The sequence below is a fragment of the Variovorax sp. P4_B11 genome (assembly GCF_056402355.1).
This window is the reverse complement of record NZ_JBFUHO010000002.1, coordinates 154,731-171,566: the sequence shown is the minus strand read 5'-3', so window position 1 is coordinate 171,566 and position 16,836 is coordinate 154,731. Positions and strand designations below refer to the sequence as shown.

The following is a 16,836-nucleotide window of genomic DNA, read 5'->3' as shown; positions in this document are numbered from 1 at the left end:
CCCATTCCGCCCAACGGGGCGCCCTATTTGCGCGGCTGCAGCAGCTTGCTGACCTCGTCGACGTTGTCACGAATCCGCTGCCGCACGACCTCGAAGGCGTCGGCCTGCGACTTGGCCGCCATCTCCGACAACTCGCGGATGTCGTCCAGCGCCTGCTTGAAGGCCGCCTTGCCCATGGCGTCGAGCTTGGCGAAGCCCTCGCGCGGGTCGTTGCCCGACAGCCCCTTCACGGTGCCCTGCCAGTCCTCGATCGAGGACTTGAGCATCTCGGTCTGGCGCTGCACCACGGCCTGCAGCCCCTGGTAGGACTTCTCGTTGGCCTTCACCAGCGCCTGCAGGTCCTTGCGCCCGCTCTCGACGATGGCGCCGGCGGCTCCGGCCAGCGGCAGGTCCTGCAGCCGCTCGGCCATGCCCTTGAGCGGCTTGATGAAGGCATCCTGGACATCGGCCGGCGTGGGGATGCCCCCGGCGCGGGGCTTCTTGGCGGCGGTGGTGCTCGACTTGCTGGTGGCCATGTGCGCTATCTCCAGTATTTGAGGGTGGGCTGCCACGATACGCCCTGAAGGGGGTTTCGTGAAAGCCCCGCGGCTACTTGACGAGCTTGAGCGTGCCCTTCATGAGCGCGGAGTGGCCGGGGAAGGAGCAGAAGTAGGTGTAGCTGTCGCCGGCCGCGAGCTTGGCCGGCGAGAAGCCGACGCTGGCGCTCTCGCCGCCGCCGACGATCTTCGTATGGGCCACGACGCGCGCATCGCCGGCCTTGACGTAGTCCTGCGGCAGGCCGGCGGCAATGCCGTCGGCGGCGACCGCCTGGACATCGGCGGTCTTGGCCAGCACCCAGTTGTGGCCCATGGCCTGCTTGGGCATCTTGCCGCTGTGCTTGAGCTTGACCGTGAACTCCTTGCAGCTCTGGCTGACCTCGATCACGGCTTTGTTGAACTGCATGGCATCGTTGCCTTCGATCTCGACCGCGCAATCGGCGGCGAAGACGGGAGCGCAGGCGAGGGCCAGCACGGCGAGTGCGGTGAGACGGTGATGAAGCATGGAAGGGTTCCCCAGGGAAAGAAACAGAAACAGGCGAGCCGCGCACCTTGCGCAACGCGGACTTTATTGTCGAGGGTGTTCGCCGCTGTTCAATGACCTGCGTCAACATCGTCGCAGTGAGCCTGCACTTCCCGCTTGGGCGGCGACCGTCGTGTTGCCCTGGATCAAGGACGCCGCGGCGAGCCGCGGCCGACACTGCCTTCAGCGCCGACTTTCGTGTGTCGGCCATCACTGGAGAAGCAGAAAGAAATGGTTAGCAGCAATCTCACGCGCGCACTGATCTGCGCCGCCCTCGGCACCCTGTGCGTCCTCCCTGCAGCGGCGCAGGAAGCGCAGGGCAACTGGCTCGTGCGCGCCCGCGCCGTGCGCATCGACACGGCCAACAAGTCCGATCCGATTCCTTCGCTGGCCGTGCCGGCCGATGCGATCACGGTCAACGACAAGACCATTCCCGAAGTCGACATCACCTACTTCTTCACGCCGAACATCGCCGCCGAACTGGTGCTGACCGTGCCGCAGAAAATGACGGTGACGGTGCAGCAGAGCGCGCTGGGCGGCCCGGTCGACATCGGCACCTTCAAGCAGTTGCCGCCGACACTGATGCTGCAATACCACTTCCAGCCCGACGCGACGATTCGTCCCTATGTCGGCGCCGGCCTGAACTACACGCGCATCAGCTCGGTGAAGCTGGCGGTGCCCACCGTGGGCCGCCTCGACCTCGAAAACAGCAGCTTCGGCCTCGCCGTCGGCGGCGGCGTGGACATCGCGGTCGCCAAGAACGTGTTCCTGAACTTCGACGTCAAGAAGGTGCAGATGCGCTCCGACGTGAGCCGCCTGGGCCAGACGCTCTCCACGGTGAAGATCGACCCCTGGTTGTTCGGCGTCGGCGTGGGGTACCGTTTCTGACCCTCCCTTGATTTGCGTCAATCTCCCGCCGGCTGCGCCGGCTAGCCTCGGGGCATGGAAGCTGTGCTCTCTCGCGCCCCGGCCTTGCCTGCCGCGCCGCAGTCGGCCTGGTCGGTGCTGGACGATCCGGCCGAATGGCCGGGCTTCGGGCGCGCGCTGGACGACGGCGATGCCACCGCGGCCCGCTGGGAGTCGCAGGTCGTGGTCGAGGGCATGCATTGCGCGGCCTGTGGGTTCACGGTCGAGGCCGCGCTGAGGCAGGTGCCGGGCGTGCTCTCGGCCGAGGTCAACGCGGCCAGCCGGCGAGCCCGTGTGGTCTGGTCGGCGGCGACCGTCAAGCCCTCGCGCTGGTTCTCGGCCTCCGAATTGGCGGGCTACCGTCTGGTGCCGGCTGCCGACATGCTGGCGAGCGCGCGGCGGGCGCGCGAGTCGCGGCTCGCGCTCTGGCGCTGGCTGGTGGCGGGCTTCTGCATGATGCAGGTGATGATGTACGCCTACCCGGCCTACATCGCGCAGCCCGGCGACATGACGCCCGACGCCGCCCAGCTGCTGCGCTGGGCCTCGTGGGTGCTGACGCTGCCGGTGCTGATCTTTTCCTGCGGCCCCTTCTTCCGCAGCGCCTGGCGCGACCTGCGGCAGCGTCGCATCGGCATGGACCTGCCGGTGGCGCTCGGCATCGCGATCACCTTCATCGTCAGCACTTCGGCCACCTTCGATCCCGAGGGGCCGCTGGGCCGCGAGCTCTATTTCGATTCGCTCACGATGTTCGTCTTTTTCCTGCTGACCGGCCGCTGGCTCGAGGCGCGGCTGCGCGACCGCACCGCCGGCGCCCTCGACGCCTTGATGAACCGGCTGCCCGACAGCGTGCTGCGGCGCGATGCCGATGGCGCGTTCGAGCGCGTCGCGGTGCGGCGGCTGGCGGTCGGCGACATCCTGCGGGTGCTGCCCGGCGAAGCCTTTCCGGCCGATGGCCGCGTGGTCGCCGGCGACACCTCGGCCGACGAGGCGCTGATCACGGGCGAGTCCCGGCCGGTCGCGCGTCCGTGTGGCGCACGGGTGCTGGCGGGCAGCCACAACGTCGGCGCGACGGTCGAGGTGCGGGTCGAGGCGCTCGGCCCGGACACCCGCTTCGCCCAGATCGTCGCCTTGATGGAGAGCGCCTCGCTGCAGAAGCCGCGGCTCGCAAAGCTGGCCGATCGTGCCGCCCGTCCCTTCCTGCTCGCGGTGCTGGCTGCGGCGGCAGCGGCCGCCGCCTTCTGGTGGCAGGTCGACCCGGGCAAGGCACTGATGGTCGCCGTGGCGGTGCTGATCGTGACCTGTCCCTGTGCGCTGTCGCTGGCCACGCCGGCGGCGATGCTCGCGAGCGCCGGCACGCTGGCGCGCGGCGGGGTGCTGGTGCGCAACCTGCAGGCGCTGGAGGCCCTGGCCGCGGTCGACACGGTGGTGTTCGACAAGACCGGCACGCTGACGCGCGACACGCCGCGCCTCGAGCGCGTCTACAGCCGCAAGGGCGTGCGGCCCGGCGATGCGGTCGAACTGGCGGCCGCGCTGGCGGCGCAGTCGCTGCATCCGGCGTCGCGGGCGCTGGTCCGGGCCTGGCACGAGCAGCACCGGACGGCACCGGACTGGACGCTGCTGCGGCTCGCGGAACGCGCGGGGGAAGGCCTCGAAGGCGCGCTGAGCCGTGGCGCCGGTGCCCCCGAGCGCCACCTGCGCCTGGGCTCCGCCGCGCACTGCGGCGTGGCGCCGCTGCAGGTGGAGGCGGCCCAGGTCCATCTCTGCGACGACGAGGGTTGGGTGGCGAGCTTCGTGCTTGCCGAGGACCTGCGCGAGGACGCCGCTGCCGCGGTCTCGGCGCTGCACGCACAGGGCCAGTCGGTGCGGCTGCTGTCGGGCGACAGCGGTGCCGCGGCGCGCGAGGTGGCGCAGCGCGCCGGCATCGCCCAGGCGCTCGGCGGTTGCACGCCCGAGGACAAGCTGCGCCGATTGAAGGACCTGCAGGCCGAGGGGCGGGCGGTCGCGATGGTGGGCGACGGACTCAACGACGGGCCGGTGCTGGCCCATGCGCATGCGTCCTTCGCCTTCGGCCGGGCCGTGCCGCTGGCGCGTGCGAACGCCGACTTCGTCGTCCTCGGCGATTCGCTCGGTGTCATTCCGGGCGCCATCGCCCAGGCGCGCAGAACCCTGCAGGTGGTGCGGCAGAACCTGTGGTGGGCGGCCGGCTACAACGCGGTGTGCGTGCCGCTCGCGATCGCCGGCTGGTTGCCGCCATGGCTCGCGGGACTCGGCATGGCTGCAAGCTCGCTGATGGTGGTGCTGAACGCGGCGCGGCTGGCCGGCCGTCCGCTTGGCGCGGAGACCGCCTGATGGACATCCTGTTCCTGCTGATCCCGTTCTCGGTGGTGCTGGTGCTGTTCATCCTCGCCGGCCTCTGGTGGGCCGTGGACCGTGGTCAATTCGACGACGTCGAGGGCGAAGGCGAGCGAATTCTGCGCAACGATTGACTTGCATCAAGCGCGCGCGCGCGTGGCGCCGGGACACTGGGCTCGTTTCATAAATGAAGGCTCTGCGATGCATGCTCCAACTCCTTCCGCGCCCGTCTACAGCGACACGGTGGTGCGTCAGTTCGCTCTCATGTCGGTGGTCTGGGGCGTGGTCGGCATGCTGGTGGGCGTCATCATCGCCTCGCAGCTGGCCTGGCCTGACCTCAACTTCGGCATCCCCTGGCTCAGCTACGGGCGGCTGCGGCCGTTGCACACCAACGCGGTGATCTTCGCCTTCGGCGGCTGCGCGCTGATGGCCACCAGCTTCCACGTGGTGCAGCGCACCTGCCAGGTCCGGCTGTTCGCGCCGGCGCTGGCCTCGTTCGTGTTCTGGGGCTGGCAGGCGGTGATCGTGGCCGCCGCCATCAGCCTGCCGCTGGGCTACACCAGCGGCAAGGAATACGCCGAGCTCGAGTGGCCGATCGACATCCTGATCGCGCTCGTGTGGGTGGCCTATGCGATCGTCTTCTTCGGCACCATCGGCATCCGCAAGGTGCGCCACATCTACGTGGCCAACTGGTTCTACGGCGCCTTCATCATCGCGGTGGCCCTGCTGCACATCGTCAACAGCGCGGAGATGCCTGCGGGCTGGATGAAGAGCTACTCGGCCTACGCCGGCGTGCAGGACGCGATGGTGCAGTGGTGGTACGGCCACAACGCGGTCGGCTTCTTCCTCACCGCCGGCTTCCTCGGGATGATGTACTACTACGTGCCCAAGCAGGCGGGCCGCCCGGTGTACTCGTACCGGCTCTCGATCGTGCACTTCTGGGCGCTGATCTTCACCTACATGTGGGCCGGCCCGCACCATCTGCACTACACGGCGCTGCCCGACTGGACCCAGTCGATCGGCATGGTGTTCTCGCTGATCCTGCTGGCGCCCAGCTGGGGCGGCATGATCAACGGCGTGATGACGCTCTCGGGCGCCTGGCACAAGCTGCGCACCGACCCGATCCTGCGCTTCCTGATCGTCTCGCTGTCCTTCTACGGCATGTCGACCTTCGAGGGCCCGATGATGTCGATCAAGACCGTCAACGCGCTCTCGCACTACACCGACTGGACCGTCGGCCACGTGCACTCCGGCGCGCTCGGCTGGGTCGGCCTGATCTCGATGGGCTCGCTCTACTACCTGATCCCGCGCATGTACGGCCGCACCGAGATGTTCAGCGTGAAGGCGATCGAGCTGCACTTCTGGATGGCGACCATCGGCATCGTGCTGTACATCGCCGCGATGTGGATCGCCGGCGTGATGCAGGGCCTGATGTGGCGCGCCGTCAATACCGACGGCACGTTGACCTACACCTTCGTCGAAGGCGTGAAGGCGACCTATCCCTACTACGTGGTGCGCGTGCTCGGCGGCGTCCTGTATCTCAGCGGCATGCTGGTGATGGCATGGAACGTCTGGATGACGGTGATCTCGGGCTTCTCCAGGCCGTCGCCGATTCCGCAGACCGCCATTGCCCACGCCTGAGGACACACCATGAGTTCGAATACCCCCCCGGCCGGCTTCTCGCACCAGAAGATCGAGACCAACAACTTCCTGATGATCGTGCTGATCCTGCTGGTGATCGCGGTCGGCGGCCTGGTCGAGATCGTGCCGCTGTTCTTCCAGAAGTCGACCACCGAAGCGGTCACCGGCGTCCAGCCGCTGACGCCGCTGCAGCTCGCGGGCCGCGACATCTACGTGCGCGAGGGCTGCTACAACTGCCACTCGCAGATGATCCGGCCGTTCCGTGCCGAGACGCTGCGCTACGGCCATTACTCGGTGGCCGGCGAATTCGTCTACGACCACCCCTTCCAGTGGGGCAGCAAGCGCACCGGTCCCGACCTGCAACGGGTCGGCGGCAAGTACAGCGACGAATGGCACCGCATCCACCTGAACAACCCGCGCGACGTGGTGCCCGAGTCGAACATGCCGGCCTACACCTGGCTCGAGAAGACGCCGCTCGACGGCGCCGAGTCCGCGGCCCACATGACGGCGCTGCGCCGGGTCGGGGTGCCCTACACCGACGCGCAGATCGCGGCTGCGGCGGCCGAGGTCAAGGGCAAGAGCGAGATGGACGCCATCGTCGCGTACCTGCAGTCGCTCGGTCTCGCACTCAAGTAAGCAGGAGCGCAACGATGGACACCATCACCACCCTGCGGATCGCCGCCACGCTGGCGTCGTTCGCCACTTTCATCGGCATCCTGGTCTGGGCCTATTCGCGCCGCAACGCGAAGGCCTTCGAAGAGGCCGCTCGACTCCCCTTCGAAGAGGACCCCTCATGAGTGACTTCACCAGCGGCTTCTGGTCGCACTTCGTGACCGCCATCGCACTCGGCGGCATCCTGGCCTGCGCATTGCTGCTGTGGTGGACCGCGCGCTTCCGCGGCCCGGCCAGCACCGACAACACCACCGGCCACGTCTGGGACGAGGACCTGCGCGAGATGAACAACCCGCTGCCGCGCTGGTGGATGGGACTGTTCGTGCTGACCATCGTGTTCGGCATCGGCTACCTGGTGGTGTTCCCGGGCCTGGGCAGCTACCGCGGCACGCTGGCCTGGAGCACCCAGGGCGAATACGCGAAGGAGGTCGAGAAGGCCAATGCCGATTTGGCACCGGTCTACGCCGCCTACTCGGCCCAGCCGGTCGAGCGCCTGGCGACCGATCCCGGTGCCTTGGCGATCGGCGAGCGCCTGTTCCTCAACAACTGCGCGCAGTGCCACGGCTCGGATGCGCGCGGCAGCAAGGGCTTTCCGAACCTGACCGATGGCGACTGGCTGCACGGCGGCACGCCCGAGAAGATCCACGAGACCATCGCGCTCGGCCGCATCGGCGTGATGCCGCCGATGGCCGAAGCGGTCGGATCGACCGAGGACGTGAAGAACCTCGCCAACTACGTGCTGAGCCTGTCGGGCAGCCCGCACGACTCGGTGCGCGCCGGACTCGGCAAGAGCAAGTTCACGGCCTGCGCAGCCTGCCACGGCATCGGCGGCGTCGGCAACCCCGCGCTGGGTGCGCCGAACCTGGCCGACAAGATCTGGCTGCACGGCTACGGGCAGGAGGCGATCATCGCGATGATCAATGGCGGCAAGACCAATCAGATGCCGGCGCAGCAGGGCCGCCTGACCGAGGCGCAGATCCATGTGCTGACCGCCTACGTCTGGGGCCTGTCGAACAAGCCGGCCGCTGCGACGCAATGAAGCCGATGGACTGAGTTCCCCGATGAGCGCTTCCATGACCGAACCGACACCACAGAAGCCGCGCACCGTGATCCCGATCGCGGTGGCCGAGGAGAGCGTCGGACTCTACGCGGCCCACAAGAAGATCTATCCGCGCAGCGTCAGCGGCTATTTCGCTCGCTGGCGTTGGGCGCTGGTGTTCGCGACGCAGCTGGTGTTCTACGGACTGCCGTGGCTGGAGTGGGGCCAGCGCCAGGCCGTGCTGTTCGACCTCGGCGCTCGGCGCTTCTTCCTGTTCGGGCTGGTGCTCTATCCCCAGGACCTGATCTACCTGACCGGGCTGCTGGTGATCTCGGCCCTGTCGCTGTTCCTGTTCACCGCGGTGGCGGGCCGCCTGTGGTGCGGCTATGCCTGTCCGCAGACCGTCTACACCGAGATCTTCATGTGGGTCGAGGAGAAGATCGAAGGCAGCCGGATCGCGCGGATGCGACTCGACAGCGGCGACTTCTCGACCGAGAAGCTGGTCAAGAAGTGGTTCAAGCATGTGGTCTGGATCTCGATCGGGCTCTGGACCGGCTTCACCTTCGTCGGCTACTTCACGCCGATCCGCGAGCTGGCCATGGAGTTCCTGCAGACCCGCATGGGCTCCTGGGAAATCTTCTGGGTGCTGTTCTACGGCTTCGCGACCTACGGCAACGCCGGCTTCATGCGCGAGCAGGTGTGCAAGTACATGTGCCCCTACGCGCGCTTCCAGAGCGCGATGTTCGACCGCGACACGCTGATCGTCAGCTATGACACCGCGCGCGGAGAGCCGCGCGGCGTGCCGTCCAAGGCGCGGGCAGCCACGGCGCCGGCGCTCGGCCACTGCATCGACTGCAAGCTGTGCGTGCAGGTCTGTCCCACGGGGATCGATATCCGCCAGGGCCTGCAGTACGAATGCATCGGCTGCGGCCTCTGCGTGGACGCCTGCAACATCGTCATGGACAAGATGGAGACCCCGCGCGACCTGATCCGCTATGCCACCCAGAACGGCATGGCCGGACGCTGGACGCCGCAGCAGGTGCTGCGCCGCGTGCTGCGGCCGCGGGTGCTGATCTACACCACGATCCTGGCCGCCTTGAGCATCGGCCTGCTTGCCAGCCTGGTGACGCGCACGCCGCTCAAGGTCGACGTGGTGCGCGATCGCGCGTCGCTGGCGCGCATCGTCGAGGGCGGCCAGCTCGAGAATGTCTATCGTCTGCAGATCATGAATGCCACCGAGCAGGTGCAGCGCTATCGCATCGAGGCGAGCGGCCTCGAAGGGCTGCACGTGTCCTCGGAACCCGTGGTCGAGGTCGCGCCGGCGCAGTCGCGCTGGGTGGCGGTCCGGCTGCAGCTGCCCTATGGCGCGGCACCGGCCGGTTCGCACAAGGTGCACTTCGATGTCCGTGCGGAAGGCGGCCTGGGCAGCGTGTCCGAGAAGGCCGTGTTCCTGGTCCCGCGATGAATCCCCTGGCTTCCAAGGAGACGATGATGACCGACGAGAACGACGCGCTCCGCCCCTGTCCGCCCTGGTACCGCTTTCCGCTGGTGTGGATGGTGATCGGCGGGCCGGGCGTGGTGGTGATCGCGAGTTTCGCCACGCTGTGGCTGGCCCTGCGCACGCCCGATCCGGTGGTCGACGAGGACTACTACCGCAAGGGCGTGGAAATCAACCGCACGCTGCCCGACAAGAAGCTGATGCCGGCGGTGGCCGGTCGCAACCACGCGGTGACGCCGGGCGCCGACGTGCCGGGCCCGAGGCGCTGAGGCCATGCGAGCGCAGCGCTGGATGTGGATTCTCTGGCCGGCCTTCCTGCTGGCTTGCGCGCTCGAGGTGCTGGTGTTCGCGCTGGTCGACCCGGGCGACCTGCACTGGCGCGGCGAGACGCTCGGGGCCTCGCGGCAGGCCGTCTACACGGTCGGCTTCTTCGCCTTCTGGCTGCTGGCCGTGGGGTCGGGCGCGCTGACGCTGATGCTGACCCGTCCGGCGCGGGAGATCAACAACCTGGCGGATTGACGATGTGCCGGAGTGCTTCGGGGTCGAGGATGCGCACGTTGCGCTGCTCGACCTCGACGATGCCGTCGGCCGCGAATTTCGACAGCGTCCGGCTCACGGTCTCGAGCTTGAGCCCGAGATAGCTGCCGATCTCCTCGCGGGTCATGCGCAGCACCAGCTCGGAGCGCGAGAAGCCGCGCGCATGCAGCCGCTGCACCAGGTTCAGCAGGAAGGCCGCCAGCCGCTCCTCGGCCCGCATGCTGCCGAGCAGCAGCATCACGCCGTGCTCGCGCACGATCTCGCGGCTCATGATCTGGTGCACGTGGCGCTGCAGCGCCGTGACCTCGCGCGACAGCTCCTCGATGCGGTCGAAGGGCATCACGCAGACCTCGGAATCCTCCAGCGCCACGGCGTCGCAGGTGTGCTGGTCGTTGACGATGCCGTCCAGCCCGATGATCTCGCCGGCCATCTGGAAACCCGTGACCTGGTCGCGCCCATCCTCGCTGGTGACCCGAGTCTTGAAGACGCCGGTGCGGATCGCATAGAGCGAAGTGAAGGGTTCGCCGTTGCGGAACAGGGTCTCGCGCCGCTTGACCTTGCGTCGCGTGGCGACGATATCGTCGATGCGCTGCAGCTCACCGGGCGCCAGGCCCACTGGCATGCAGAGTTCGCGCAGGTTGCAGTTGGAACAGGCGACCTTGATATTTTCTGGTTTCATTGATGCAGTCGAGGTCATGCGGGGATTCTCCGATGGGGGCTGGGCCGGATGCTTGACCCAGGTCAAGATTAGCGGGTCGCGACAGCGGCATAGTGACACACCAAAGCCCTTGCCGCCGTCCGCGATGCTCATTGCCTCCGCTCCCGTTCTCACACCGTCCGTTCCGGTGCCCACGCCGGCCGTGCTGCAGGAATTCGACGTGGCAGGGCCGCGCTACACCTCCTATCCGACAGCGGACCGCTTCGTCGACGCCTTCACGGCCGAGGACTATGCGCAGACGCTCGAGCAGCGCGGCGGGGCCGGCGCCAGCGCCCGGGCGCTGTCGCTGTACGTGCACATCCCGTTCTGCGAATCGCTCTGCTACTACTGCGCTTGCAACAAGATCGTGACCAAGCACAAGAGCAAGGGCCGCGAGTACCTGGACTACCTGGCCCGCGAGATCTCGCTGCAGGTCGAGAAGCTCGGCCGCGGTGCAGTCGTTCGCCAGCTCCACCTCGGCGGCGGCACGCCCACCTTTCTCGACGACGCCTCCCTGCGCCAGCTCATGGCCATGCTCCGCGATGCCTTCACGCTGTCGCCCGACGGCGAGCATTCGATCGAGATCGATCCGCGCACCGTCGACCGCGAGCGCCTCGTGACGCTGGCCGCGCTGGGCTTCAACCGGCTCAGCTTCGGCGTCCAGGACTTCGACCCCGACGTGCAGAAGGCGGTGCACCGGATCCAGCCCGCCGAACAGGTCTTCGACCTGATGGCCACCGCCCGCGGGCTGGAATTCGATTCGGTCAACGTCGACCTGATCTACGGGTTGCCGCGCCAGAGCGCCGCGTCCTTCGACCGCACGCTGGCGCAGGTCTGCGCGCTGCGGCCCGATCGCATCGCGCTCTACGCCTACGCCCACCTGCCCGAGCGCTTCAAGGCGCAGCGCCGCATCGCCACCGAGACCCTGCCCGACGCGGCGACCAAGGTCGAGATGCTGTCGCGCTCGATCGCCGCGCTCACCGCGGCCGGCTATGTCTACATCGGCATGGACCATTTCGCGCTGCCCGGCGACGCCCTGGCCGTGGCCAAGCGTCAGGGTCGGCTGCACCGCAACTTCCAGGGCTACAGCACGCAGCCGGATTGCGACCTGGTGGCCCTCGGCGTGTCGGCGATCGGCCGCATCGGCGCCACCTACAGCCAGAACGCCAAGACGCTCGAGGAGTACTACGACCTGCTCGACCAGGGGCGGCTGCCGGTGGTGCGCGGCCTGGCACTGACGCGCGACGACGTGCTGCGGCGGTCCGTGATCATGGCGATCATGTGCCAGGGGCGGGTCGACTTCGAAACCATCGGTGCGGCGCACCTGGTCGATTTTGCGCAGTGCTTCGCCGCCGAACTCGAAGCGCTCGAGCCGCTCGAGGCGCAGGGGCTGGTGCTGCTGAGCGACCGCCACATCGAGGTCACGCCGCTCGGCTGGTTCTTCGTGCGCGCGATCGCCATGGTGTTCGACCGCTACCTGCAGGCCGACCGCAACCGGACGCGCTTCTCGCGCATCGTCTGAAGTGAAGCCCACCCCCGATAGCGCCTGCGGCGCCCCCCTCGAGGGGGCGATACCAGCGGCCCGGCAAAGCCGGTTCCGCGGTATCCCTGGCATTGGGCTGCGCCGGTTTCATGCGTTGTGGGTGGCGCGCAGCGCCATGGACAACTGAGCCATGCAGGCGGCGCTGCTGGCCTCCGCGCTGGTGATGGGGCTGGTGGGCGGCCCGCACTGCGTCGCGATGTGCGGTGCCGCCTGCGCGGGCGTGGTCCGCCTGGTGCGGGCGCCGGTCGGCGGCGGCGCCGCCGTGCTGGCGCCCTCGGCCCGTTCGCTGCCGGCGGGGATGCTGTTTCACGCCGGGCGCGTGGCGGGCTATGCGGCTGCCGGGGCAGCGGCTGCCGCCATGGTGCAGGGCCTGGCGCTGGCGGGCGGGCAGCTGAGCGCGCTGCGCCCGGCCTGGATGCTGCTGCATGTTTTCGTCTTCGCCTGGGGCCTTCTGCTCGCCGCCTCGGGCCGGCAACCGGCGTGGGCGCATCGTTTCGGACGATGGGCCGCGGCACGGCTGCGGCCCATGACCCGCAGCCCCTTCGGCGTGCTGGCGGCCGGTGCATTGTGGGTCGCGATGCCCTGCGGCCTCCTGTACTCGGCGCTGATGCTGGCGGCCCTGAGCAACGGCGTGCTCGAGGGCGCGGCCGTCATGGCGTCGTTCGCGGCTGGCAGTGCCGTGTCGCTGCTGCTGGCGCCGTGGCTGTTCGAGCGTCTGCGTTCGGGGGGCGGCCGGATGTCGCAGCAGTGGGGCACGCGTCTGGCGGGCGTGTTGCTCGCCGCGGTGGCCCTGCAGGCGCTCCGGATGGATCTCGCGCAGCAGATCGAGATCTGGTGCCGCTGAGCTTCGCCTTCTTCGCGGCGCCTCAGGCGCCGGGCGCGGGCTCGTCCAGATTCATGACCACGTGGAACACGTCGGACGATTCTTCCTCGCTGGGCGCGCGCACGAAGCCCAGGGCACGCGACAGCTTCAGCATCCGGGTGTTCTCGCGCAGGATCAGCCCGGCCAGGCGCCGGGTGCCGCGGCTGCGCGCATGGGCGATCAGCTGCTCGAACAGCAGCCTGCCGAGCCCGCCGCCCTTGAGGTCCGAGCGCACGACCAGCGCGAATTCGGCCTCCACGTTGTCGGGGTCGCAGATGGTGCGGGCCACGCCCAGCGTTTCCGGCAGGCCGTCGTCGCCGATGGATTCGGCGATGAAGGCCATCTCGCGGTCGTAGTCGATCTGGGTCAGGCGGGCGAGTTCGCTGCGCGGCAACTCGCTGCGGGCCTGGAACAGCCGCATGCGGATGTCCTCCGGATCGAGCTTCGCCAGGAAGCGCAGGTGCTGCGCCTCGTCCTCGGGCCGGATCGGGCGGAGGACGAGGGTGCGGCCGTTCCATGCGATCGTCCGGACCCATTGCGTCGGATAGGGCCGGATCGCAAAGCGGGCGGCACCGGCGACCGGCGCGGCCGCCACCCGCAGCCGCGCATCGAGCGCCAGCGCGCCGTGCTCGTCGACCCACAGCGGATTGATGTCGAGCTCGGCCAGCTGCGGCAGGTCGGCCAGCATCTGCGACACCGCGATCAGGACATCGTGCAGCGCGTCGAGGTCGGCCGGCGGGTGGTCGCGGTAGCCGGCCAGCAGCCGCGACACCCGGGTGCGCGAGAGCAGCTCGCGCGCCAGGCTGCGGTTGAGCGGCGGCAGGGCGACGGCGACGTCGGCCGTCACCTCCACGGCGATGCCGCCGCCGCCGCAGAGCACCACGGGGCCGAAGACCTCGTCGATGCTGGCGCCGACGATCACTTCCTGCGCATGCGGCCGGTGCACCATGGGCTGCACCGTGAAGCCGTCGATGCGGGCACCGGGCTGCGCGCTTTCGACCGCCTGCCGCATCTCGATCGCGGCGCGTTCGAGCGCCGCCGCATCGCGCAGGTCCAGCCGGACGCCGCCGACGTCCGTCTTGTGCGCGACGTCGCGCGAGACGATCTTGAGCACCACCGGATAGCCGAGCTCGCGGGCCGCCTCCAGCAGGCCCTCGCCCGACGCCGGGACGATCTGGGTGCGCACCACCGGCACGCCGTAGGCCTGCAGCACCGCCTTGGCCTCATGCTCGCCGAGCCATTCGCGGCCGTCGGCGGCCGCGGCTTCCAGCAGCCGCCGTGCCGCCGGCACGTCGGGCGCCGGGTTCTCGCTCGCGCTGGGCGCTTCCATCAGGAGCGCCTGGTTGCGGCGGTAGGTCTGCAGCATCCCGAAGGCCCGGACGGCGTCCTCGGGCGTCGGGTAGTCGGGAACGCCGGCGGCATCGAACAGCCGGCGCGCCGGGTCCATCTCGGCATCGCCGAGCCAGCAGCCCATCAGGCGCGGGTTGCCGCTGCGCAGCAGCGGCGCGCAGGCGCGCGCGACGTCCTCGCCGTGCAGCGCCGCGGTCGGGGCGTGGACGAGCAGCAGCGCGCCGGTCGACGGCTCCGCCAGCAGGGCCGACAGGGCGGCTGCGTAGCGTTCCGCCGGGGCGTCGCCGAGGATGTCGATCGGATTGGCGCAGGACGCGTTCGGCGGCAGGATCGCGCCGAGCTGTTCCAGCAGCGCGGCGCCGGGTTCGGCCAGCCGGATGCCGGCACGGGCCGCTGCATCCGCCGCCATCACGCCGGCGCCGCCGCCGTTGCCCAGGATGGTCAGCGACTCGCTCTGGTTGCCGCGGAAGCGCGCCAGCGTCGCGGCCGCCATGAACAGCTCCTGCAGCGTGTCCACGCGCAGCATGCCGGCGCGGCGGATGGCCGCGTCGTGGACGATGTCCGAACCGGCCAGGGCGCCGGTGTGCGACGCGGCGGCGCGCAGGCCCTGGCCCGCGCGGCCGGCCTTGACGACGATCACCGGCTTGTTGCGCGCGGCGGCACGCGCGGCCGACATGAACTTGCGCGGCGATTCGATCGATTCGATGTAGAGCAGGATGGCGCGCGTGCGGCCGTCGCTCGCGAGCCGGTCGAGCAGGTCGCCGACGTCGACGTCGCAGTGCTCGCCCAGCGCCACCAGGTGCGACAGGCCGACCCCCCGGCTCCTGGCCCAGTCCAGCATGGCGCTCGCCAGCGCGCCGGACTGCGAGACAAATGCCAGTTCGCCCGGCAAGGCGTCGACCGGGGAGAGGCTGGCATTGAGGCCGAGGCGCGGACTCAGCAGGCCGATGCTGCCCGGTCCGAGCAGGCGCATGAGGTGCGGGCGCGCGGCGTCGAGCGCGGCTTGCTTCTCTGCGGCGCTCAATCCCGTGCTGAGGATCACCGCGGCCCGGGTGCCGAGGGCCCCGAGTTCGGCCACCAGGCGCGCCACCGTCCGCGCCGGCGTGCAGATCAGGGCCAGGTCCGGCGGCGCGGGCAGGTCGGCCGCATGCGCGAACACCGGCTCGTCGCCGAGCCGCGCATGCTTCGGATTGACCGGGTAGGCCGGGCCCGCGAAGCCGCCGGCGCGCAGGTTGCGCCAGACCGTGGCGCCGATCGCGCCGGGTCGGTTCGAGGCGCCGAAGACGGCGACGGATCGCGGCGACAACAGTCGGTCGAGGTGGCGGATGCTCATGGATGGCCTCGGCAGGAACAGCAGGCACGCATCATGCGCCGGCTTTCGCGGCGGCTGCACGCGCGCGAGCCGCCGCGTTGACCTCGGTCAAGACGACGCCGGTGACGCCGGTTGGCGCGTCGAATGCAGCGTTTCTTGATCTGCGGCAAGGTGGCGAGGCCGGCGGCGTGAAAAGCTGCTTCATCCAACGGAGACAAACATGACACACGCCACCACCCGCATCATCCGGGACGAGCACGCGGCCCTCTCGGCCATGCTGCGGTCCATCCTGCTGCTGCTCGATGCCCATCGAAGACAGCAGAGCGCGCCCGACTTCTCCGCCTTGCGGGCGATGCTGTTCTACGTCGACCAGTTCCCGGAGCAGCGGCATCACCGCCACGAGACCGAGCTGCTGTTCCCCAAGCTGCGTGCCCGCACGCCCTTGTCGCGCGACCTGCTGGACCACCTGGACCAGGACCACGCGCGCGGCGAGCGCAACATCCGCGAGGTCGAGCATGCCTTGCTGGTCTACGAGATGCTCGGCGAGGCCCACCGCGAGCCCTTCGAGCGTGAGGTCGCCCGCTACACCGACTTCTACCTGGCCCACATGGCGCTGGAGGAGAAGGAGATCCTGCCGCTGGCCGAACGCGTGCTGACCGAGGAAGACTGGCGCGACCTCGACGCCGTCTTCGGCGCCCACCGCGATCCGTTCGCCGGCAACGAGCCGGAGGACGAGTACCGCGCGCTCTTCACCCGCATCGTCAATGCCGTGCCGACGCCGATCGGCCTGGGCCCCGCGCTGGCCCCCGGCAAGCCGAGCCGGCAAGCGATGCAAGCTTGATCCCTGTCAATTCGCCCGGCCCTGGCCTGGCCGAGACTGGAGGCCTTCCATTTGGAGACTTCCATCATGTTCAAGAAAATCCTGGTCGCGACCGACGGTTCCTCCCTGTCCGACAAGGCTGTCGAGAGCGCCATCGAACTGGCGCGGCAGCACGGCGCCGAACTGGTCGCGTTCACCGTGGCCCGCCGGCCGCCCCACAGCTACATGGAAGGCACGTCGCTCCAGCAGACGACCGACAGCGAGCACATCGACAAGCTGCGGCTCGAGAAGGCCCAGGCCATGGTGGCCGCGATCGGCGAGCGGGCGAGCGCCAGCGGCGTGTCCTGCCATCCGCTGGTGGCCCATTCGAACCAGGTCGCCGAATCGATCATCGCCGCCGCCGAAAAGCACGCCAGCGACCTCATCGTGATGGCGTCGCATGGCCGCAAGGGCCTCGGGCGCCTGCTGATCGGCAGCGAGACCCAGCATGTGCTGACCCATTCCACCCTGCCGGTGCTGGTGCTTCGCTAGATGGGCCCCCATGCTGC

Annotated in this window: 18 protein-coding genes; 14 read left to right on the top strand and 4 right to left on the bottom strand. The window is 69.3% G+C overall.

Annotated features, from left to right (window positions below; genetic code table 11):
- Positions 1-23 precede the first annotated feature (23 nt).
- Both phaP and azu read right to left on the bottom strand, forming a co-directional pair.
- Positions 24-515, bottom strand: coding sequence for a TIGR01841 family phasin (gene phaP / locus AC1DYD_RS02985; protein WP_478171254.1), 492 nt, complete (start codon positions 513-515; stop codon positions 24-26).
- Between the two features lie 73 nt (positions 516-588).
- Positions 589-1,041 (bottom strand): azurin, encoded by a 453-nt coding sequence (azu, locus tag AC1DYD_RS02980; RefSeq protein WP_478171253.1) that lies wholly within the window; start codon positions 1,039-1,041, stop codon positions 589-591.
- Between the two features lie 249 nt (positions 1,042-1,290).
- Between azu and AC1DYD_RS02975 the strand changes: the two genes are divergently transcribed.
- The 10 genes from AC1DYD_RS02975 to AC1DYD_RS02930 all read left to right on the top strand — a co-directional run bounded on the left by AC1DYD_RS02975 (position 1,291) and on the right by AC1DYD_RS02930 (position 9,686).
- Complete coding sequence (locus AC1DYD_RS02975) at positions 1,291-1,947, top strand: OmpW/AlkL family protein (protein ID WP_478171252.1); 657 nt, start codon at positions 1,291-1,293, stop codon at positions 1,945-1,947.
- A gap of 54 nt (positions 1,948-2,001) precedes the next feature.
- Positions 2,002-4,314: a heavy metal translocating P-type ATPase gene (locus AC1DYD_RS02970; protein ID WP_478171251.1), complete on the top strand. Its 2,313-nt coding sequence runs from the start codon at positions 2,002-2,004 to the stop codon at positions 4,312-4,314.
- Complete coding sequence (gene ccoS / locus AC1DYD_RS02965; RefSeq protein ID WP_286372281.1) at positions 4,314-4,451, top strand: cbb3-type cytochrome oxidase assembly protein CcoS; 138 nt, start codon at positions 4,314-4,316, stop codon at positions 4,449-4,451. The genes AC1DYD_RS02970 and ccoS overlap by 1 nt, the downstream gene beginning before the upstream one ends.
- Positions 4,452-4,518: 67 nt before the next feature.
- Positions 4,519-5,958, top strand: coding sequence for a cytochrome-c oxidase, cbb3-type subunit I (gene ccoN / locus AC1DYD_RS02960; RefSeq protein ID WP_478171250.1), 1,440 nt, complete (start codon positions 4,519-4,521; stop codon positions 5,956-5,958).
- 9 nt (positions 5,959-5,967) lie between these two features.
- Complete coding sequence (gene ccoO / locus AC1DYD_RS02955; protein ID WP_478171249.1) at positions 5,968-6,594, top strand: cytochrome-c oxidase, cbb3-type subunit II; 627 nt, start codon at positions 5,968-5,970, stop codon at positions 6,592-6,594.
- A gap of 14 nt (positions 6,595-6,608) precedes the next feature.
- On the top strand, positions 6,609-6,755 hold the full coding sequence (locus AC1DYD_RS02950) for a cbb3-type cytochrome oxidase subunit 3 (RefSeq protein WP_478171248.1): 147 nt from the start codon (positions 6,609-6,611) through the stop codon (positions 6,753-6,755).
- On the top strand, positions 6,752-7,669 hold the full coding sequence (gene ccoP / locus AC1DYD_RS02945; protein ID WP_478171247.1) for a cytochrome-c oxidase, cbb3-type subunit III: 918 nt from the start codon (positions 6,752-6,754) through the stop codon (positions 7,667-7,669). The genes AC1DYD_RS02950 and ccoP overlap by 4 nt, the downstream gene beginning before the upstream one ends.
- 34 nt (positions 7,670-7,703) lie before the next feature.
- A complete protein-coding gene (ccoG, locus tag AC1DYD_RS02940) occupies positions 7,704-9,134 on the top strand; it encodes a cytochrome c oxidase accessory protein CcoG (RefSeq protein WP_478171246.1) in 1,431 nt (476 codons plus the stop codon).
- Between the two features lie 23 nt (positions 9,135-9,157).
- Positions 9,158-9,436: a FixH family protein gene (locus AC1DYD_RS02935; RefSeq protein WP_478171435.1), complete on the top strand. Its 279-nt coding sequence runs from the start codon at positions 9,158-9,160 to the stop codon at positions 9,434-9,436.
- 4 nt (positions 9,437-9,440) lie between these two features.
- Positions 9,441-9,686 carry a hypothetical protein gene (locus AC1DYD_RS02930; protein ID WP_478171245.1) on the top strand — a complete coding sequence of 82 codons (246 nt, stop codon included), beginning with the start codon at positions 9,441-9,443 and terminating at the stop codon, positions 9,684-9,686.
- On the opposite strand, the gene fnr is transcribed toward AC1DYD_RS02930, so the two are convergent.
- The gene (gene fnr / locus AC1DYD_RS02925) at positions 9,667-10,383 is read right to left on the bottom strand and encodes a fumarate/nitrate reduction transcriptional regulator Fnr (protein ID WP_478171244.1); all 717 of its coding nucleotides are present in this window, start codon (positions 10,381-10,383) and stop codon (positions 9,667-9,669) included. The two genes, AC1DYD_RS02930 and fnr, sit on opposite strands and share 20 nt — an antisense overlap.
- Positions 10,384-10,507: 124 nt before the next feature.
- Here fnr and hemN point away from each other — a divergent pair, with 124 nt between their 5' ends.
- Both hemN and AC1DYD_RS02915 read left to right on the top strand, forming a co-directional pair.
- Entirely contained in the window at positions 10,508-11,923 is a 1,416-nt protein-coding gene (hemN, locus tag AC1DYD_RS02920; RefSeq protein WP_478171243.1) for an oxygen-independent coproporphyrinogen III oxidase, read from the top strand.
- Between the two features lie 151 nt (positions 11,924-12,074).
- A complete protein-coding gene (locus tag AC1DYD_RS02915; protein WP_478171242.1) occupies positions 12,075-12,788 on the top strand; it encodes a sulfite exporter TauE/SafE family protein in 714 nt (237 codons plus the stop codon).
- A gap of 22 nt (positions 12,789-12,810) precedes the next feature.
- Here the strand turns inward: AC1DYD_RS02915 and AC1DYD_RS02910 are convergent, their stop codons facing one another.
- Positions 12,811-15,489, bottom strand: a complete 2,679-nt coding sequence (locus AC1DYD_RS02910; RefSeq protein ID WP_478171241.1) for a bifunctional acetate--CoA ligase family protein/GNAT family N-acetyltransferase — start codon at positions 15,487-15,489, stop codon at positions 12,811-12,813.
- Between the two features lie 199 nt (positions 15,490-15,688).
- Between AC1DYD_RS02910 and AC1DYD_RS02905 the strand changes: the two genes are divergently transcribed.
- Together AC1DYD_RS02905 and AC1DYD_RS02900 are read left to right on the top strand one after the other, a co-directional pair.
- A complete protein-coding gene (locus AC1DYD_RS02905) occupies positions 15,689-16,309 on the top strand; it encodes a hemerythrin domain-containing protein (protein ID WP_478171240.1) in 621 nt (206 codons plus the stop codon).
- Positions 16,310-16,375: 66 nt separating this feature from the next.
- A complete protein-coding gene (locus AC1DYD_RS02900; protein WP_478171239.1) occupies positions 16,376-16,819 on the top strand; it encodes a universal stress protein in 444 nt (147 codons plus the stop codon).
- The last annotated feature ends 17 nt before the right edge of the window (positions 16,820-16,836 follow it).

Coding starts and splice junctions, on each gene's coding strand:
- ccoG (WP_478171246.1), top strand. CDS start 7,704: ATGACCGAACCGACACCACAGAAGCCGCGCACCGTGATCCCGATCGCG.
- AC1DYD_RS02975 (WP_478171252.1), top strand. CDS start 1,291: ATGGTTAGCAGCAATCTCACGCGCGCACTGATCTGCGCCGCCCTCGGC.
- AC1DYD_RS02900 (WP_478171239.1), top strand. CDS start 16,376: ATGTTCAAGAAAATCCTGGTCGCGACCGACGGTTCCTCCCTGTCCGAC.
- azu (WP_478171253.1), bottom strand. CDS start 1,041: ATGCTTCATCACCGTCTCACCGCACTCGCCGTGCTGGCCCTCGCCTGC.
- ccoN (WP_478171250.1), top strand. CDS start 4,519: ATGCATGCTCCAACTCCTTCCGCGCCCGTCTACAGCGACACGGTGGTG.
- AC1DYD_RS02910 (WP_478171241.1), bottom strand. CDS start 15,489: ATGAGCATCCGCCACCTCGACCGACTGTTGTCGCCGCGATCCGTCGCC.
- fnr (WP_478171244.1), bottom strand. CDS start 10,383: ATGAAACCAGAAAATATCAAGGTCGCCTGTTCCAACTGCAACCTGCGC.
- ccoO (WP_478171249.1), top strand. CDS start 5,968: ATGAGTTCGAATACCCCCCCGGCCGGCTTCTCGCACCAGAAGATCGAG.
- ccoP (WP_478171247.1), top strand. CDS start 6,752: ATGAGTGACTTCACCAGCGGCTTCTGGTCGCACTTCGTGACCGCCATC.
- AC1DYD_RS02915 (WP_478171242.1), top strand. CDS start 12,075: ATGCAGGCGGCGCTGCTGGCCTCCGCGCTGGTGATGGGGCTGGTGGGC.
- phaP (WP_478171254.1), bottom strand. CDS start 515: ATGGCCACCAGCAAGTCGAGCACCACCGCCGCCAAGAAGCCCCGCGCC.
- AC1DYD_RS02930 (WP_478171245.1), top strand. CDS start 9,441: ATGCGAGCGCAGCGCTGGATGTGGATTCTCTGGCCGGCCTTCCTGCTG.
- hemN (WP_478171243.1), top strand. CDS start 10,508: ATGCTCATTGCCTCCGCTCCCGTTCTCACACCGTCCGTTCCGGTGCCC.
- AC1DYD_RS02970 (WP_478171251.1), top strand. CDS start 2,002: ATGGAAGCTGTGCTCTCTCGCGCCCCGGCCTTGCCTGCCGCGCCGCAG.
- AC1DYD_RS02905 (WP_478171240.1), top strand. CDS start 15,689: ATGACACACGCCACCACCCGCATCATCCGGGACGAGCACGCGGCCCTC.
- AC1DYD_RS02935 (WP_478171435.1), top strand. CDS start 9,158: ATGATGACCGACGAGAACGACGCGCTCCGCCCCTGTCCGCCCTGGTAC.
- AC1DYD_RS02950 (WP_478171248.1), top strand. CDS start 6,609: ATGGACACCATCACCACCCTGCGGATCGCCGCCACGCTGGCGTCGTTC.
- ccoS (WP_286372281.1), top strand. CDS start 4,314: ATGGACATCCTGTTCCTGCTGATCCCGTTCTCGGTGGTGCTGGTGCTG.